A 14,912-nucleotide genomic window follows, 5' to 3' on the forward strand; every position below is an offset into this window, starting at 1 on the left:
ATGGGCTCCTTAATCCAGAAAGCTGAACATGTCGTCGACGTCACCGTACTCGTCTTCCTCGACCTTGTTCTTCTCTTTGGCCTGCATCACCAGCTCGGCGGCAAACTTGTTGATGATGCCGTCCCAGGTGGAGTGCTCGTTGCGCAGCAGCGACTTGATGGATTTTTCCACCTCGGGGGCCAGCTCGCGAATGAGCATCAAGAGGCTGCGCGGGTCGTCCAGCGCATAGTCGTGGCTGTCTTCGGCCTGCTGGCGCTCGCTGTAGCGCAGGGATTCTTCGAGATCTTCCTCTTCGGCGTGCAGCACGTCGCGATAGCCTTCGTCCTCTTCATAGCGATCGCCGCGATAGAACTCGATGAAGGGGATGGCGAGGTAGAAGAGACCGGCCGGATCCTCGGCCACGCACTCGAGGATCTCCCGCTGCTTGGCTTCGCTCTCCTGGGTGCGGATCAGGTAGTTGAGGAAGTCGAAGGTGTGCTGTTGCAGTTCGTCGGCGTTGTTCTTGATCGCCTCTTCCCAGTAGAGGGGCTGCTGGCAGACGATGTCGCGGATCCGCTCCGGGGTCATCAGCTCGGAGATGATGGAAGGGAAGGAGATGTCGTGCTGGCCGTTGATCTGGGTCAGGGTAACGATATCAATGTTTTCAATCACTTCTGCTAGCTGGTCGTCAGACATGGTCTTGGCGATCAGCTCGAACTTCTCGCTGGCCTGCTTCGGCTCGATGACGGCCAGCTCTTTGATCTCGATGGCGGTAATTTCTATCAGACTGTTGCTCATGCCTTGCCCCAATTAGAAACGGACTTCGTCGTACATATCCTGATCGCCGTCGTCATCACCATAGCGGTCACTGCCGCCGTGGTAGTCGGCGTCGGCATCTTCCCCGTCTTCCTCTTCTTCGTCCCGCAGCTCGTAATCGTCATCACCGCGGTGGCTGCCGCGGGGCAGCGGGTTGTCCAGGAGGAACAGCACGGCGCAGGCCTCCATCAGCTGATCTTCGCTCTGTGCCCGCACCGCCTTGACCAGCGGCAGGATGGCGTTGTTGAAGCCGACGCTCACCTTGAACTCGTCCCAGGAGGGCTGCTCACCGCTGGCGAGCCACTTGTTCCACTGCGACTTGGCCTTGGCCGGGAACTGCACCCGGCCATAGAGGGCGAGCGGCAGGTATTCGGGCATGAACTCCAGCATGCTCATGTCGGCCAGCAGCAGGGCCTTCATCTGGTCGGTGAACTGCTCGAGCCCCTTGGGGTCGTCCTGATCCCGGTAGGATTCGATGTTCTCGCTGGCATCGCTTTGCAGGGCCTTGAGCCGTGCCTGGTCCCATTTTTTTTGCATAGTCGCTCTTCTTGCCTGGTGGCTCAGGGGTAGAACTGGTCCCACATCTCCTGCATGGCAGCAGCGGGATCGGTCACGATGACGTTGTTGAAATCCTTGATAAAGGCGGCCCGCTGTTTCGGATCGGACAGCACTTCATAAGCCTGCTTTACCTGGTGCAGCCGGGCGGCTGCCTGCTCTTTCTCTTCTTCGCTCGCCCCGTGCAGCTTGTCGGGGTGGTACTGGTTCGACAGCCGTCGATAGGCTTTTTTGATGTCGTTTTCACTGGCGTTGGACTTGACGCCCAACACCCGGAAGTAGTTGTTCATGACGGATCCTGCCTCACTGGCATGGTGGAATTCATCCTGTGTCGACCTGGTGGCGCAATGTCGGCAAACCAGGCTCGGCAAAAACCGGAGATTTTAACGGAAAGCCGGCGCCTCTGCCATGAAAGTGCGGTCTTTCTGTACGAAAAGAGCGGGCGGTGCGAGATGGCGGCGGGGCTACACTGGCAGAGGGGGCTGCAGGCCCCGGCGTTGCCCGACCCCCTCTTGTCCGAACCATCCGGATTCTGCCGTCACAAGGAGTCATCGCCATGGTCAAGTCCGCGTTTTTCGTGCTCGCGCTGGCAGGCAGTGCCGCCTCTGCCAGCGACATATTGCCCGTCTCGCCGCTGATGGGGGATGTCACCAGGGCCCAGTTCATGGAGCGCGCCGCCCAGCGCTTTGCCCTTCAAGACAAAAACGGTGACGGCGTGCTGTCGGTTGCCGAGAAAGAGGCCAACCTGGCAAAGCTGGCTGGCGTGATGCAACAGGCTGGCAAGCCGGTCCCGGAGCGGATGAGCCAGCTCAAGCCGTCGCGGGAGACCACCAGGGCCCAGTTCATGGCGCGGCAGGAGGCGCTCTTCTCTCGCCTGGACAAGAACGGTGACGGGGTGATCGGGGAGTCTGAGCGTCTCGACATCAAGGCCAATCTGGAGAAGCGGGCGATGGAGGCCGCCCAATAGGGCGGGTTGTCAGCCCTCTGATGAAAAAGAGCCCGGTAGCGATACCGGGCTCTTTGCATCTCTGGCATGAAGGGGGCTACCAGCTTGCCCAGAGCAGCCGCAACCTGAGCCCCCAGGCGCTGCTCCAGCCGGTGGTGCTGCTCACCAGAGCCCCATCCTTGATGACGAGGAAGGTCGGCGTCACCCCCACCTGCCAGCGGGCGGCCAGATCCCCGGACTCGTCGTTGTGGGTGGGGAAGGTCAGCCCCTTCTTCGCCATCCCGGCGCGCAACGGTTCATCGCTGCCGGAGCGCAGGGCCACCGTCAGCACATTTTCGCCCTCCTGCCAGAGCTGTTCCACCGTGGGAGTGGTGAAGCGGCACACCCCGCACCAGCTGGCCCAGTAGTAGACCAGCAGGGGCTTGCCGCGGCTCTGCTCGGCCAGCGTGGTGGTGGTGCCGTCCTGCAGGGTGAAGGGAGCCTCCATGGCCCCCGCCGGCAGGGTGGGGCTGCGCCACAGATCCACCAGGATGGTGATGACGAGCGCCATCAGCAGCAGCCAGAGCGCCTCCTTGCCCCAGCGGCGCCAGCGGGGGGCCTTTATGCCTGCATCCTCGGCCATGGCTTAGCTCCGCTTGGCCAGCTCGGCTTTGACCAGCTGCTCCAGCTCGTCATAGGGAATGGCACCCGGCACCAGCTGGTTGCCGATAAGGGTCGCCGGGGTGCCTTGCACGCCGAGCAGGGTGCCGATGCGCAGGCTGTTGCGCAGCTCTTCGGTGGCCTTGCCTGCGGGCTTGAGGGTCAGGTTGTCGGTGGCGGCCAGCGCCTTGTTGATGTCCGTCTCGGTCAGCATCCCCTGCTTGCTCATGAGCTTGTCGTGCAGGGGGAGGAAGCGGGCAGGATCCTGTTGCCACAGGGTCAGGCTGTACTGGGCTGCCTTGGCGGAGGTCTGCCCCTTGAACGGCAGCAGCTTGATCACCAGCCCCAGATCGTCCGGATAGGCCGCGAGCAGCTTGGCGACCGCCGGGTCAAACTGCTTGCAGTAGGGGCAGTTGTAGTCGGTGAACAGCACCAGGGTCAGCTTGGGATGCTTGGCGCCGAGGCGCGGGCTGGTGGGGCTGTTGAACAGCACATCCTGGTTGCCCTTGATGAAGTCACCCATCTGGGCCTGCTGGGTCGCGGCGTTCTGTTTCTCCCAGGATTCGGCTGCCTCGTCGAGGATCCCGGGGTTGGCGATCAGGGTCTCGCGAATGAGCTCCTTGATGCGGGCCTCCTGCTCCGGGGTGAAGGGGGCGGCGTGCAGCGTGGGGGTGCCCAGGGTGGCGGCTACCAGGGCGGTGCAGAGGGTCAGGGTTCGCAGTCTCATGGCATTCTCCTTAGAAATGGGTGGCATCGGCCTGAACGAGGCCAGCCTTGTGCAATTTGGTCAGCAGATCGTCCTTGTCTAGCAGGGGCGACAGCGTGACCCCCTGCGGCAACTCCGGGCCGTAAATCTGGTTGAAGGGAACGGCGGCGGCGCCGCGCTGGCGCAGGAAGGCGGAGATGGCATCGCTCGGCCGGCTCCAATCGCCGCGAAGGGCCACCACGTCCGGGGCCGACAGGGCGCGCTGCACCTCGTCACGCAGCAGCACGTTGTATTTGTTGGCCTTGCAGGTGACGCACCAGTCGGCGGTGACATCCACGAAGACCCGCTTGTTCTGGGCCAGGGCGTCGGCGATGGCCTGTTCGGATAGGGGCTGCCAGGCGATGCGATCGACGCTGCCACCCCCTTTCACCGTGAGGGCGCCCCCCAGCAGCAGGGCGCCGCCGATGAGTGCCGAGAGAGAGAGGGCCAGCGTGAAACCGCGCAGGCCATAGCGCCAGAGGATGCCCATCAGCAGCGCCAGCACCATGGCGGCCATCAGCCAGCCGGTGGCCGTGCTGCCCAGATGGTTGCCAAGCAGGCTCGCCAGCCAGAGGCTGGAGCCCAGCAGCATCAGCCCGAGCAGGATGCGCAGTCGCTCCATCCAGCGCCCCGGTTTGGGCAGCCAGAGGGCGAGGCGCGGCAGGGCCGCCACCAGCAGCCAGGGCAGGCTCATGCCAAGGCCTAGGGCGGTGAAGATGAGCCAGAGCTGGCCGAGGGGCGCCGCCAGGGCAAAGGCCACCGCGGTGCCGAGGAAGGGGGCGGAGCAGGGGGTCGCGAGCAGGGTGGCGAAACTCCCCTGCAGGAAGTGACCGCCGAGCCCCTCGCCGCCGCGGGTGGCGAGGCGAGTGCTGAGATTGCTGGGCAACCTTATCTCGAACAAGCCCAGCAGGTTGGCGCAAAACAGCAGGGTGACCAGCACCATGAAGCCGATGAAACCGGCGCTCTGGAACTGGATCCCCCAGCCGACGGCTCCTTGAGTAGCGCGCAGCAGGCTGCTCATGGCTGCCAGCACCCAGAAGGAGGTGATTATCCCGGCGCTGGCGGCAAGGAACTGCTTGCGCACGTCTCCTTGTTCGCGCTCCTGCTGCTGCAACACGGTGCCGAGTTTCAGGGCCAGCACCGGCAGCACGCAGGGCATCAGGTTGAGGATGAGACCGCCGAGCAGCGCCGCCCCCAGCAGCCAGAGAAGTGGCTGCCCCGGGGCCGGCAGGGCGAGGGGATCGGCGATGGTGGCGCGGGTCTGCCAGGCCTGCTCGCCGCTACCGAGCAGCAGGCCGAGGGATTGGCCGCGCAAGTCTGGGGCATCCCCCTGCCAGCCGTCGCTGACCGGCACCCGGGCGATCAGGGTGGTGCCGCTTACCTCGAGCGCGGGCTTGCCGAACTCGGCCCCCTCCAGCGCATCGATGAAGAGCGCAGGCGTCTGCCAGCCCTCCGCCCGCTCGGCCCGCAGTTGCAGCTGGTTGTGCTGGTAGCCGAGCTCGACCCGGGTGTCGGCGGGCAGCGTCTGTGGCAGGGTGCTCATGGCCCGGGCCCAGGCGAAGTCGAAACCGGTCGGCGCCTGCCCATCCGCCGCCAGGGTGAAGGGGTAGTCGGTCAGGATGCAGACATTGCTGCAGGTGGAGAGGCGCAAGGTGCCCTTGAGCGGCTGCCCGGCCGGGTAGCCCAGGCTCAGGGGGAAGCGTACCTGCTCCTGATAGCCCTGGGTGCTGAGCCCGGCCACCTCGAAGGGACGCGGCGTGGGCCAGTGCCACTGGAAGTCGCCGACCGGCTCATCCCACAGGATCTGGGGCGCTATGCCCCCTTCACCCGGGCTGTGCCAATAGGTCTTCCAGCCTGACTCCAGCTGGACATCGAGCAGGATGCGGGTCTGATCCGGGACGCTGCGGTCGGCTTGCAGCCTGACCTTGGCGTGACTGTTCTGGGGGCGGGTGAGCCACCCCGTATCGCTGGCCAATCCGCTGGATTGCCACAGCAGGCTGCCCAGTAGCAGGGCCGCCTTGAAGAGATTCGACATGTGTTGGGTCTCGCAAAAAATGAGTGACAGCAGGCTGAAAAAGCGCGGCTGAACTCATTCCCGCCAGACGCAGAGGGTGAGGTGCAGTCGCCGCTCCGGCGGCGAGACATTGATGGGGGGAGGCAGTGCCGGCGCGCGCCGTGACAGGGGCACCAGCAGGGCAATCACGAAGGCGATGGCGAAGAAGAGTTGCTCCACGCACAGCAGACTGGCGGCGCTCAGCCACTTGCCGTTGAGCTGGCAGCTGTTGGGCTGCACACTGGCGGGCGTACTCTTGTCGGCCTGGTCGTCGGCTGAGGCGAACTGGGGCAGGGTCTGGCAACTCACGGCGTGATCGAGCAGGGCGAGGCGGGCCAGAGGCTGGGCCGCGCAATTGAGCACCAGCAGGCAGACCAGCAGCAGGAGTCGTGTCGCTGCGCGTTGTTGCAAAATCATGCTCGCCCCGTTCATCAAGATGGCCACATCCTAGCGGGCAATGGCGGGTGGGGCAAGCCGGGGTGGCCGGTGACGTCCGGGGCTGGTCGGTTCTGTCTGGCGAACGCTTGTTCGCTAAAAGGGGGACCAGTATACTGCGCCGAGTCAAATTCCGAGGTGTTCGATGCTCAAACTTGCCCGTGTGCTGCTGCTGGCACTGCTGCTCGTCTTCTGGTTCCTGTTCGGCCTGTTGCTTTGTCTGGTGCGCCCGCGCCACCCGAACAACGTCTATGTCTTCGCCCGCATGTATCATGCGGTCTGCCCGCTGATCGGCCTCAAGGTCCGGGTGACGGTGGCTGACGAGGTCAAATCGGTGGGACCTGCGGTCTACGTCTGCAATCACCAGAGCAACTACGACATCTTCACCGTGACCGGCGCCGTGCAGCCCGGCGTGGTGGCGGTGGGCAAGAAGAGCCTGCTGTGGCTCCCCTTCTTCGGTCTCATCTTCTGGCTCTCCGGCAACGTGCTGATCGACCGCTCCAACCGCTCCCGCGCCATCGGCACCATCGGCCAGGTGGTGGATCGCATCAAGCATCGCGGTACTTCCATCTGGATGTTCCCGGAGGGGACCCGCTCCCAGGGGCGTGGTCTGCTGCCGTTCAAGGCGGGGGCCTTCCACACTGCCGTCCAGGCCGAGGTGCCCGTGGTGCCCATCGTCTGCTCCAGCTACTTCGGTCAGGTCGATCTCAACCGCTGGGACAACGGCGAGGTGCTGCTGGAAGTGATGGCCCCGGTGTGCAGCAAGGAGCACGGCGCCGCCGGCATCCGCGAGCTCTCTGACACCTGCCGGGAGAAGATGGAAGCCAAGCTGGCGGAGCTGGATGGCAAGCTTGGCCATCGGCCGGCGGCCTGAGCCCGGTTGCAGAGAAGAGAGGGAGCCGCTGGCTCCCTTTTTTATTGGTGAAAATCACCATCTTGTTGGTTTTTTTCACCACGCCGTATCCGTTGAACATCCATCGTTAACTTTCATCTAATTGTAAATAAAGGAAAAAAGCATTCTGGCACGGCTCTTGTAATGTCATGGGAAGAGAGTGATACCCCATCAACAAGGAGCCAGACCATGAGCGTATTCAGCCGCCTGACCGACGTGATCAATGCCAACCTGCACAGCCTGCTCGACAAGAGCGAAGAGCCGGAGAAGATGCTGCGCCTGATGATCGAGGAGATGGAGCAGGTCCAGGTCGAGATGAGAACCCAGGCCGCCCGCGTCATCGCCGAACAGAAACAGTTGGAGCGCCATCAGCAGGCGCTGCGCAACCAGATCCAGGAGTGGGCAGCCAAGGCCGAACTCGCCATCCAGAAGGGCCGCGAAGATCTGGCCCGTGCCGCCCTCACCGAGAAGCTGGCGGAGATGAAGCAGTGCGAGCGGCTGGAAGAGGACAAGGCGCGGGTGGCCGAAGTGCTGGCCCAGCTCACCGCCGACAGCGAGCGACTGGCGGCCAAGCTGACCGAGGCGCGGGAGAAGCAGAAGATGCTGACCCTGCGCGAGCAGACCGCCCACAGCCGCATCCGCGCCCGTGCCCAGGTGGACAACCAGCGCATGCACGAGCTGGTGGCCCGCTTCGACGGCTTCCAGAACCGGGTCGATCAGCTGGAAGCCCAGCTGGAGGCGGCGACCCTGGGGCAGAATCCGTCCCTCGAGGCCCAGTTCCGCGAGCTGGAGCTGAACGACGAGATTGAGCGGGAGCTGGCCCGGCTCAAGGGTCAGAAGGTGGAGGCATAACCATGACACCCTGGCCCAAGGATCTCGCCCATCGCAAGCTGACCGGGGTCTGCGCCGGTCTTGCCAGAGGGCTGGGGGTGTCCAGAGTGACGGTGCGGGTGGTGGCCCTGCTCGCCCTGATCCTGATGCCGCCGCTGGCCCTGGCGCTCTATCTGGTGGGGGTGCTCGTCATGCCTCCCCGCCGTGAACTTCAACGCTGGCTGGGGTGATCTCCGGATCGCCCCGTCGGCAAGTGCAAGCCCGTGAGGAGCACAACATGCTGGAATTTATCGTCTTGATCCTGTTGCTGATCGGCATGGCGCTGACCGGATTCACCGTGCTGGCCATGCTGCTGGTGAGCGGGGTCTTCGTGCTGTTTGGCGCCCTGGCCGGCATGTTTGCCCTCATCATCAAGCTGGCGCCCTGGTTGCTGGTGGTGCTGGTGGTGTGCTGGCTACTCAGCAACAGGCGCAAGCAGTCGAACACCTACCGTTAAGCCTCCCTGCTATCGGATCCTTCCTTGGCCGCTGTTCCCAGCGGCCTTTTTTATGGCGCCGGGCTGGCGGGGGCCAAGCGGGTGCTCAGCCAGGGCTGGCTCCAGCCGTGCCAGAGTTCGGGGTCGAGCACCAGGCGCTCCTTGAACGCCTTGCTCTGCTGCTTGAGGCGGTACTCGAGGCGCAGCGCCTCGCGTTTGCCGGGGACCTCCTGCTGCCATACCAGGGAGAGGGGGCCCTTGCCGCGCAGGGCTCTGGCCCCCTTGCCGCTCTGGTGCTGACGCAGTCGCCGCTCGGGATCCGTGCTGATCCCCGCATAGAGTGCCCCGGTGCTGGTGCGCACCAGATAGACAAACCAGCGGGAGGGAGTGGTAGTGGCGAGGGTCACGAGGTGCGCCACCTGGCCCGCTGGCGCCCAAGCCGGTGCAGGGGCAGCAGGCTCACCAGCAGGCCGGCCCAGACGAAGGCAAAGCCCACGGATTTCACCGGATCCGGGATCTCGCCAAACCAGAAGAGGGCGAGCAGGAAGGCGAGGCTCGGCTCTATGTATTGCAGCAGCCCCACCGTGCTCATGGGCGTGCGCGCCACCGCATAGCAGAACAGCCCCACCGGCAGCAGGGTGGCGGGGGCGCTGCCCATCAGCAGCAGGCGATCGGTCCAGTCACCGGCCATAAACTGGCTGGTGCCCTGCAAGGTCAGCCAGCCGATGATGAGAAGGGCGACGGGCAACTGCACCAGAGACTCCAGATAGAGACTGGTACCGGCGTCCAGTCTCACCTTTTTCTTGATGAGGCCGTAGAGGGCAAAGTTGGCCCCCATCACGAGGGAGAACCAGGGTAGCTCGCCGTAAGAGAAGAGCATGTAGGCGAGCCCCGCCAGGGCGAGCGCCACCGCCAGGTGTTTTTGCGGGGTGAGCTTCTCTTTGAGGAAGAGCACCGCAAAAGCGATGTTGAAGAGCGGGGTCATGAAGAAGGCGAGGCTGGTGGCCAGCACCTGGCCCGTGGTCAGGCACCAGGTGAACATGCACCAGCTGATGGACATCACGGGGCCCGCCAGCAGCACGAGGCCGAGCTGCCGGGGATCGCCGCGCAGGGCCCCCCAGGGCACCCGCTGGCCGAGGAGCAGAAGCAGGCCTCCCAGCAGCACCACGGACCAGAGCACCCGGTGGGAAAGCAGTTCCCACATGTTGATCTCGGGCATGAACTGGTAATAGAGGGGCAGCATGCCCCACAGCACGAATGAGAGGGCCGCGCTGCCGGTGCCCATCCAGTTCTTCATCTCTCTCCGTTTATTAAACTAAACAATGGCGGCTGCATGATAAGTATCCGCCGCCCCTTTCACAAGCGGGAGCGGGGAGAAAACTCTGGTACTATCGGGCCCATGAACCGACTCGATCCCCTGTTTGAACAGATCCGGGCCTGCCGCCTGTGCGAGGCCCACCTGCCGCTCGGCCCAAGGCCGGTGATCCGCGGCAACGAGCGCGCCCGTCTGCTCATCATCGGCCAGGCCCCCGGCACCCGGGTACACGCCAGCGGCATCCCCTGGGACGATCCCTCCGGCGATCGGCTGCGCTTGTGGCTCGGGGTGGACAAGGCCACCTTTTACGATGAATCCCGCATCGCCATCATGCCCATGGGGCTCTGTTACCCGGGCAGGGGCAAGTCGGGGGATCTGCCGCCGCGCCCGGAATGTGCCCCCACCTGGCACGACAAGGTACTGATGCTGCTGCCCAACATCGAGCTGACCCTGCTCATCGGCCAGTATGCGCAGGCTTACTACCTGAGGGCGGCGGCGAAAGGATCGCTCACCGAGACGGTGCGACACTGGGCGGACTATGGCCCGGCCTGGTTGCCGCTGCCGCACCCATCCCCGCGCAACACCCTCTGGCTCAGGAAGAACCCCTGGTTCGAGCAGGCAGTGATCCCCCATCTGCAGCAGAGGGTCGCCCCCCTGCTTGACCCGGCAGGCTAGAGCGCCGGCTCGGCCTGGGGCTTGGGCTTGCTGCGGGCCATGGCGACCAGCGGCAGTATGATGCACAGGCACCCCAACAGCAGCGGCAGCCCCGGCTGTTCGTCAAACAGCCAGACCCCGATGGCGACCGCCATCAGCAGCCCGGTGTACTCCGCCGAGGCGATCTTGCTCGCCTCCGCCTTGCGATAGGCCATCACGCACAGCCCCGCGTAGACCATGATGAGCGCCGAGGAGCCGAAGGCGGGCCACCACATCTGCCATTGCCACTCGCCCCCTTCCCACCAGGCCAGCGCCAGGATGAAGGGCATGCTCAGCACATTGGTGAAAAACAGGGTCTGGGCGATGGGCTGCTGGAGCGGGATGCGCTTGATCAGCAGGTTGTTGACCGCCAGGGAGAGCGCCACCCCGAGCGCCGCCAGGGCGGCCCAGTTTACCTCGGTCGGGCGCAGCACGATGAGCACTCCGACGAAGCCGAGCAGCGCCGTCAGCACCTTCTGGCGCGAGAGTGCCTCCCCCGCCAGCCAGACCGCGAGCGGCACCATCAGCAGCGGGGCGGCATAGAAGAGGGCGTTGGCGGTGGCGAGCGGCAGCCGGGTGAGGGCGACCACCATCAGGCAGACACCGACGGCCCAGATATGGGCCCGCAGCAGGTGCCACTTGAGGGCTACCGGCGGGTTGCGCCGCCAGGACCAGAGCAGCCAGGGGGCGAGCAGCAGGGCCGCGGAGAGCTGGCGGAAAAAGACAAATTGGAAGATGGGCTGGTCCGGCTCCAGCACCTTGACCAGGGCATCGGAGAAGACCGCCACCATGTTGCCGAGCACCAGATAGAGGATGCCTATTCCGACTGCATTCATACCACCTCCAGATTCAGATGAGGGGAGGGTAGCCCGCGGCCTGTTATCCAGTAAAATGATAAAAAATCATCACGCATGAGAAATTTGGATAATGAAGCTGCCCCCCCTGCGCGCCGTTCAATATTTCGAGGTGGTTGCCCGCCTGCTGAGTTTTTCCCGCGCCGCCCTGGAGCTCAATGTCAGCCAGAGTGCGGTCAGTCACCAGATCCGTCTGCTGGAGGATTTTCTGGGGGAGCGGCTGCTGCTGCGCCAGGGGCGGCTGCTCTCCCTGACGCCCCAGGGGGAGATCTATTTCGAGGGGATCGCCGCCGGGCTGGTCCAGATTGCCCACAGCAGCGAGCAGTTGCGCGGGGGAGGCGAGATGCGGGTGCGGCTCGCGGTCTACAGCTCCTTTGCGGTGAAGTGGCTGATCCCGCGCCTGGCCGGGCTGCGCCAGCTCTATCCCGAGCTGGATCTCAGCCTGGAGATGGTGGCGGAAGATCCCGAGCTCTCCGACAGGGTGGCGGACGGTTTCATCACCGTCTCCCCCGAAGGGCCGGGCTACATGCACGATCTGCTCTATCGGGAGCGGCTGATGCCGGTGTGCAGTCGCCGGATGTGGCAGCAGGTGGAAGGGGAGTGGCCCGCCACCTTGTGGCAGTTGCCGCTGCTCTCCATCCAGGCTATCTACCGAGAGAAGGGGGAAGATTGGCGGCGCTGGGCCGAAATGGGGGGGCTGACCATTCCCCCCGAGGCGAGGGTGCACCATTTCAGCCATATCCTGCTCGCGCTGGAGGCGGCGAACTGGGACCAGGGAATGGCGCTCATCAATGACTACATGTTGCAGCCGGAAGATCCGCGTCTGGTGCGGCTGCCCCTGCACGCCCTCGAGACCGGCGACAACTTCTATTTCGTCTTCAAGCGCTCGCGCGCCCATGAACCCGCCATCAGCCGGTTGCGTCAGTGGCTGTGGCAGGAGTCGCAGGCGAGCCTGAGACCCGGGGAAAACGAGCCTCTCAGGCGCGTCTGAACGTGCTGGACGCCCTATGCAGAATGGACGACGCAGCCCACGACGGATGGGTCTGCTTCGGAGGGCCTGATGGCACTGGCGAGACCAGGGCCATCAGGAGCGGGTCAGGTGCGCTTGAACTGGCTCAGTACAAAGAGGGTGGTGGCGCAGACTACGACCGAGGGACCGGCCGGGGTGTCTTGATACCAGGAGAGGGCAAGGCCCCCCAGCACGGCGAGACAGCCTGTCAGGGCGGCAAAGCCGGCCATCTGCTCCGGAGTCTGGCTGAAGCGGCGGGCGGTGGCGGCGGGAATGATCAGCAAGGAGGTGATGATGAGCGCCCCGACGAACTTCATGGCCACGGCGATGACCAGGCCTATCAGCAACATCAGCACGCAGCGCAGCACATCCACCCGCACCCCTTCCACCCGGGCCAGCTCTTCCGAGATGGTCATGGAGAGCAGGGGATCCCAGAGTCGCCACAGGGTGAGCAGCACCAGGGCGCCGCCGCCGTAGATCCAGAGCAGGTCCATGGGCTGCACCGAGAGCAGGTCGCCAAACAGGTAGGCCATCAGGTCCACCCGCACGTTGTCCATGAAGCTCAGGGTGACCAGACCCAGCGACAGGGCGCTGTGGGCCAGAATGCCGAGCAGGGTGTCGGTGGCCACCTGCTGGTTGCGGCTCATGATGACCAGCAGCATCGCCATGGCGAGGCAGCAGACCACGACCGCCAGGGTGAGGTCCACCTGCAGCAGGATGCCGAGGGCGATGCCGAACAGGCAGGCATGGGAGAGGGTGTCGCCAAAATAGGCCATCTTGCGCCACACCACGAAGCTGCCAAGCGGCCCGGCCAGCAGGGCGATGCCGAGTCCGGCCGCGAGGGCGTATAACAGAAAGCTGTCCACGTGAAGATCCTAGTTGTTGCGAGAGGGCAGGCGGATGACGGGAGCCTGCGGTTCATGATGATGGTGTTCACCATCGCAGTGGTGATGGTGGGTATAGACCGCCAGCACCTCCCGCTCCGGCCGCCCGAACAGGCGGGCAAATTCCGGGTGGCGGGCCACGCTCTGTGGCTCGCCGTGGCAGCAGACGTGGCGATTGAGGCAGATCACCTCGTGAGTGCTGGCCATCACCAGGTGCAGATCGTGGGAGACCATCAGCACGGCGCAGTGGAACTCGGCGGCCAGCTGGCTGATGAGGGCATAGAGCTCGATCTGGCCGTTGATGTCCACCCCTTGCACCGGTTCGTCCAGCACCAGCAGCTCGGGTTTGACCAGCAGGGCGCGGGCCAGCAGCACCCGCTGCATCTCGCCGCCGGAGAGTTTCTGCATCCGGTTGTCCAGCAGATCCTGGGCACCGACCCGATTGAGCGCCTCCTCGATGGAGAGGCGGCTGTTCTTGCCAAGCTGCAGGAAGCGGCGCACCGTCAGGGGGAGGGTGGGGTCCAGATAGAGGCGCTGGGGTACATAGCCGATCCGCAGATCGCGGCGGCGAACGATGTCCCCCGAATCTGGGCTGAGCAAGCCCAGCACCAGCTTGCTCAGGGTGCTCTTGCCCGCCCCGTTGGGGCCGACCAGGGTGGTGATTTTGCCTTTGTTCAGGGTAAAGGAGACCTTGTCGAGCACGAGTCGTCCGTCAAATGAGAGACAGACCTCTTTCAGCTCCACCAGTTGGGTCATGACAGCTCCGGGGTTTACAGCCTGTGAGAGTTATAATATAACAGCGACGTTGGTTTGTTATATTATCACACACATACTCCCTGACGAGACCTCTATGCGAATTCTTGCTCTGATCACTGCCCTGATGGCGGTGAGTCTGCCTGTCCGTGCCCTCGAGGTGCTGACCACCATCAAACCCCTGGGCTTCATCGCGGCGGCGATCACCGATGGCGTGAGCGAGCCCGGGGTGTTGCTGCCCACCGGCGCGTCTCCCCACGATTTTTCCCTGCGCCCTTCCGACATGCGCAACATCAAGGAGGCCGATCTGGTGGTGTGGGTCGGTCCCGAGCTGGAAGGCTTCATGGCCAAACCCCTGGCCCGGCATCCTCATGTATTGACCCTGACCCAGGTTCCCGGCATGCCGCTGTACAACTATGCGACCCAGGGGGAACATGACGAGCATCACCATGACGACAAGGATCATGACCATGCCGCCCACGACCACGGCTCGCACGACGAGGGCCATGAAGGGCACCACCACGAAGGGGTGGATCCCCACATCTGGCTGGGTCCAACCCAGGCCAAGGTGATTGCCAAGGCGATTGCAACCGAACTGGGCAAGCTGGACCCTGCCAACCAGGCGCGCTATGCCGCCAATCTCGCGGCCTTCGAGGGCAAGGTGAACGCCCTGGACAAGGTGATCGCCGTGCAGATGGAGGCGGTGGATCAGAAGGGCTACTTCGTGTTCCACGAAGCCTATGGATACTGGGAGCGTCACTACGGCATGAGCTCCAAGGGACACTTCACCGTGAGTCCGGAGCGTCGCCCGGGAGCCAAGACGCTGATTGATATCCGCAAGGCGCTGGAAGAGAAAAAGGCGAGCTGCATCTACGCCGAGCCGCAGTTCTCCCCGGCGGTGATCGAGTCGGTTGCCCGCAATACCGGGGCCAAGGTGCTGCTGCTGGACGAAGTCGGCGAGCAGGTGCCGCTCGGTCCGGACGGTTATCCGCAATTCATGCAGCAATTGGCGGACGCCTTCGCCCAGTGCCGCTAGGC

Annotated in this window: 20 protein-coding genes; 8 read left to right on the top strand and 12 right to left on the bottom strand. The window is 64.3% G+C overall.

Annotated elements, in window-relative coordinates:
• Positions 1–9 precede the first annotated feature (9 nt).
• Genes AB5Y53_RS01450 through AB5Y53_RS01460 form a run of 3 tightly spaced genes read right to left on the bottom strand, consistent with a single transcriptional unit; the run spans position 10 to position 1,640 of the window.
• Complete coding sequence (locus tag AB5Y53_RS01450; protein WP_010672787.1) at positions 10–777, bottom strand: hypothetical protein; 768 nt, start codon at positions 775–777, stop codon at positions 10–12.
• Between the two features lie 12 nt (positions 778–789).
• Complete coding sequence (locus tag AB5Y53_RS01455; RefSeq protein ID WP_045523116.1) at positions 790–1,332, bottom strand: hypothetical protein; 543 nt, start codon at positions 1,330–1,332, stop codon at positions 790–792.
• A gap of 23 nt (positions 1,333–1,355) precedes the next feature.
• The gene (locus AB5Y53_RS01460; RefSeq protein ID WP_024943298.1) at positions 1,356–1,640 is read right to left on the bottom strand and encodes a DnaJ domain-containing protein; all 285 of its coding nucleotides are present in this window, start codon (positions 1,638–1,640) and stop codon (positions 1,356–1,358) included.
• A gap of 266 nt (positions 1,641–1,906) precedes the next feature.
• Between AB5Y53_RS01460 and AB5Y53_RS01465 the strand changes: the two genes are divergently transcribed.
• Positions 1,907–2,317, top strand: coding sequence for an EF-hand domain-containing protein (locus AB5Y53_RS01465; RefSeq protein ID WP_041212307.1), 411 nt, complete (start codon positions 1,907–1,909; stop codon positions 2,315–2,317).
• 76 nt (positions 2,318–2,393) lie between these two features.
• On the opposite strand, the gene AB5Y53_RS01470 is transcribed toward AB5Y53_RS01465, so the two are convergent.
• Genes AB5Y53_RS01470 through AB5Y53_RS01485 form a run of 4 tightly spaced genes read right to left on the bottom strand, consistent with a single transcriptional unit; the run spans position 2,394 to position 6,150 of the window.
• The gene (locus tag AB5Y53_RS01470; protein WP_104451938.1) at positions 2,394–2,918 is read right to left on the bottom strand and encodes a protein disulfide oxidoreductase; all 525 of its coding nucleotides are present in this window, start codon (positions 2,916–2,918) and stop codon (positions 2,394–2,396) included.
• A 3-nt stretch (positions 2,919–2,921) separates the two neighbouring features.
• A complete protein-coding gene (locus AB5Y53_RS01475; protein WP_010672791.1) occupies positions 2,922–3,662 on the bottom strand; it encodes a DsbA family protein in 741 nt (246 codons plus the stop codon).
• Between the two features lie 10 nt (positions 3,663–3,672).
• Positions 3,673–5,715: a protein-disulfide reductase DsbD family protein gene (locus AB5Y53_RS01480; RefSeq protein WP_368181010.1), complete on the bottom strand. Its 2,043-nt coding sequence runs from the start codon at positions 5,713–5,715 to the stop codon at positions 3,673–3,675.
• Positions 5,716–5,769: 54 nt separating this feature from the next.
• Positions 5,770–6,150 carry a hypothetical protein gene (locus tag AB5Y53_RS01485; RefSeq protein ID WP_103244692.1) on the bottom strand — a complete coding sequence of 127 codons (381 nt, stop codon included), beginning with the start codon at positions 6,148–6,150 and terminating at the stop codon, positions 5,770–5,772.
• 163 nt (positions 6,151–6,313) lie between these two features.
• Between AB5Y53_RS01485 and AB5Y53_RS01490 the strand changes: the two genes are divergently transcribed.
• The 4 genes from AB5Y53_RS01490 to pspG all read left to right on the top strand — a co-directional run bounded on the left by AB5Y53_RS01490 (position 6,314) and on the right by pspG (position 8,387).
• Positions 6,314–7,042 (top strand): 1-acylglycerol-3-phosphate O-acyltransferase, encoded by a 729-nt coding sequence (locus tag AB5Y53_RS01490; RefSeq protein ID WP_039039739.1) that lies wholly within the window; start codon positions 6,314–6,316, stop codon positions 7,040–7,042.
• Between the two features lie 207 nt (positions 7,043–7,249).
• Positions 7,250–7,912, top strand: coding sequence for a phage shock protein PspA (gene pspA, locus AB5Y53_RS01495; RefSeq protein ID WP_010672795.1), 663 nt, complete (start codon positions 7,250–7,252; stop codon positions 7,910–7,912).
• 2 nt (positions 7,913–7,914) lie between these two features.
• Positions 7,915–8,121, top strand: a complete 207-nt coding sequence (locus AB5Y53_RS01500) for a PspC domain-containing protein (protein ID WP_010672796.1) — start codon at positions 7,915–7,917, stop codon at positions 8,119–8,121.
• 47 nt (positions 8,122–8,168) lie between these two features.
• On the top strand, positions 8,169–8,387 hold the full coding sequence (gene pspG / locus AB5Y53_RS01505; RefSeq protein ID WP_368181011.1) for an envelope stress response protein PspG: 219 nt from the start codon (positions 8,169–8,171) through the stop codon (positions 8,385–8,387).
• Between the two features lie 50 nt (positions 8,388–8,437).
• On the opposite strand, the gene AB5Y53_RS01510 is transcribed toward pspG, so the two are convergent.
• Together AB5Y53_RS01510 and rarD are read right to left on the bottom strand one after the other, a co-directional pair.
• On the bottom strand, positions 8,438–8,773 hold the full coding sequence (locus AB5Y53_RS01510; protein ID WP_368181012.1) for a GIY-YIG nuclease family protein: 336 nt from the start codon (positions 8,771–8,773) through the stop codon (positions 8,438–8,440).
• Positions 8,770–9,663, bottom strand: a complete 894-nt coding sequence (gene rarD, locus AB5Y53_RS01515; protein ID WP_151027198.1) for an EamA family transporter RarD — start codon at positions 9,661–9,663, stop codon at positions 8,770–8,772. The genes AB5Y53_RS01510 and rarD overlap by 4 nt, the downstream gene beginning before the upstream one ends.
• A 102-nt stretch (positions 9,664–9,765) precedes the next feature.
• On the opposite strand from rarD, the gene AB5Y53_RS01520 reads away from it, so the two are divergent.
• A complete protein-coding gene (locus tag AB5Y53_RS01520; protein ID WP_010672800.1) occupies positions 9,766–10,356 on the top strand; it encodes a uracil-DNA glycosylase family protein in 591 nt (196 codons plus the stop codon).
• Here the strand turns inward: AB5Y53_RS01520 and AB5Y53_RS01525 are convergent.
• Entirely contained in the window at positions 10,353–11,210 is an 858-nt protein-coding gene (locus tag AB5Y53_RS01525) for a DMT family transporter (RefSeq protein ID WP_010672801.1), read from the bottom strand. The genes AB5Y53_RS01520 and AB5Y53_RS01525 overlap by 4 nt on opposite strands.
• A 91-nt stretch (positions 11,211–11,301) precedes the next feature.
• Between AB5Y53_RS01525 and AB5Y53_RS01530 the strand changes: the two genes are divergently transcribed.
• Positions 11,302–12,219, top strand: a complete 918-nt coding sequence (locus AB5Y53_RS01530; protein WP_010672802.1) for a LysR substrate-binding domain-containing protein — start codon at positions 11,302–11,304, stop codon at positions 12,217–12,219.
• A gap of 104 nt (positions 12,220–12,323) precedes the next feature.
• On the opposite strand, the gene znuB is transcribed toward AB5Y53_RS01530, so the two are convergent.
• Together znuB and znuC are read right to left on the bottom strand one after the other, a co-directional pair.
• Positions 12,324–13,103, bottom strand: a complete 780-nt coding sequence (gene znuB, locus AB5Y53_RS01535; protein ID WP_010672803.1) for a zinc ABC transporter permease subunit ZnuB — start codon at positions 13,101–13,103, stop codon at positions 12,324–12,326.
• Positions 13,104–13,112: 9 nt separating this feature from the next.
• A complete protein-coding gene (gene znuC, locus AB5Y53_RS01540) occupies positions 13,113–13,877 on the bottom strand; it encodes a zinc ABC transporter ATP-binding protein ZnuC (RefSeq protein WP_368181013.1) in 765 nt (254 codons plus the stop codon).
• A gap of 94 nt (positions 13,878–13,971) precedes the next feature.
• Between znuC and znuA the strand changes: the two genes are divergently transcribed.
• Positions 13,972–14,910: a zinc ABC transporter substrate-binding protein ZnuA gene (gene znuA / locus AB5Y53_RS01545; protein WP_201969693.1), complete on the top strand. Its 939-nt coding sequence runs from the start codon at positions 13,972–13,974 to the stop codon at positions 14,908–14,910.
• Positions 14,911–14,912: the final 2 nt, after the last annotated feature.

Origin of the sequence: Aeromonas sp. R7-5 (assembly GCF_040908015.1) — a bacterium.
GTDB classification, from domain to species: domain Bacteria; phylum Pseudomonadota; class Gammaproteobacteria; order Enterobacterales; family Aeromonadaceae; genus Aeromonas; species Aeromonas caviae.

Excerpts from the sequence above, each read along its gene's own strand:
- AB5Y53_RS01450 (WP_010672787.1), bottom strand. The coding sequence starts at position 777 with ATGAGCAACAGTCTGATAGAAATTACCGCCATCGAGATCAAAGAGCTG.
- AB5Y53_RS01455 (WP_045523116.1), bottom strand. The coding sequence starts at position 1,332 with ATGCAAAAAAAATGGGACCAGGCACGGCTCAAGGCCCTGCAAAGCGAT.
- AB5Y53_RS01460 (WP_024943298.1), bottom strand. The coding sequence starts at position 1,640 with ATGAACAACTACTTCCGGGTGTTGGGCGTCAAGTCCAACGCCAGTGAA.
- AB5Y53_RS01465 (WP_041212307.1), top strand. The coding sequence starts at position 1,907 with ATGGTCAAGTCCGCGTTTTTCGTGCTCGCGCTGGCAGGCAGTGCCGCC.
- AB5Y53_RS01470 (WP_104451938.1), bottom strand. The coding sequence starts at position 2,918 with ATGGCCGAGGATGCAGGCATAAAGGCCCCCCGCTGGCGCCGCTGGGGC.
- AB5Y53_RS01475 (WP_010672791.1), bottom strand. The coding sequence starts at position 3,662 with ATGAGACTGCGAACCCTGACCCTCTGCACCGCCCTGGTAGCCGCCACC.
- AB5Y53_RS01480 (WP_368181010.1), bottom strand. The coding sequence starts at position 5,715 with ATGTCGAATCTCTTCAAGGCGGCCCTGCTACTGGGCAGCCTGCTGTGG.
- AB5Y53_RS01485 (WP_103244692.1), bottom strand. The coding sequence starts at position 6,150 with ATGATTTTGCAACAACGCGCAGCGACACGACTCCTGCTGCTGGTCTGC.
- AB5Y53_RS01490 (WP_039039739.1), top strand. The coding sequence starts at position 6,314 with ATGCTCAAACTTGCCCGTGTGCTGCTGCTGGCACTGCTGCTCGTCTTC.
- pspA (WP_010672795.1), top strand. The coding sequence starts at position 7,250 with ATGAGCGTATTCAGCCGCCTGACCGACGTGATCAATGCCAACCTGCAC.
- AB5Y53_RS01500 (WP_010672796.1), top strand. The coding sequence starts at position 7,915 with ATGACACCCTGGCCCAAGGATCTCGCCCATCGCAAGCTGACCGGGGTC.
- pspG (WP_368181011.1), top strand. The coding sequence starts at position 8,169 with ATGCTGGAATTTATCGTCTTGATCCTGTTGCTGATCGGCATGGCGCTG.
- rarD (WP_151027198.1), bottom strand. The coding sequence starts at position 9,663 with ATGAAGAACTGGATGGGCACCGGCAGCGCGGCCCTCTCATTCGTGCTG.
- AB5Y53_RS01520 (WP_010672800.1), top strand. The coding sequence starts at position 9,766 with ATGAACCGACTCGATCCCCTGTTTGAACAGATCCGGGCCTGCCGCCTG.
- AB5Y53_RS01525 (WP_010672801.1), bottom strand. The coding sequence starts at position 11,210 with ATGAATGCAGTCGGAATAGGCATCCTCTATCTGGTGCTCGGCAACATG.
- AB5Y53_RS01530 (WP_010672802.1), top strand. The coding sequence starts at position 11,302 with ATGAAGCTGCCCCCCCTGCGCGCCGTTCAATATTTCGAGGTGGTTGCC.
- znuC (WP_368181013.1), bottom strand. The coding sequence starts at position 13,877 with ATGACCCAACTGGTGGAGCTGAAAGAGGTCTGTCTCTCATTTGACGGA.
- znuA (WP_201969693.1), top strand. The coding sequence starts at position 13,972 with ATGCGAATTCTTGCTCTGATCACTGCCCTGATGGCGGTGAGTCTGCCT.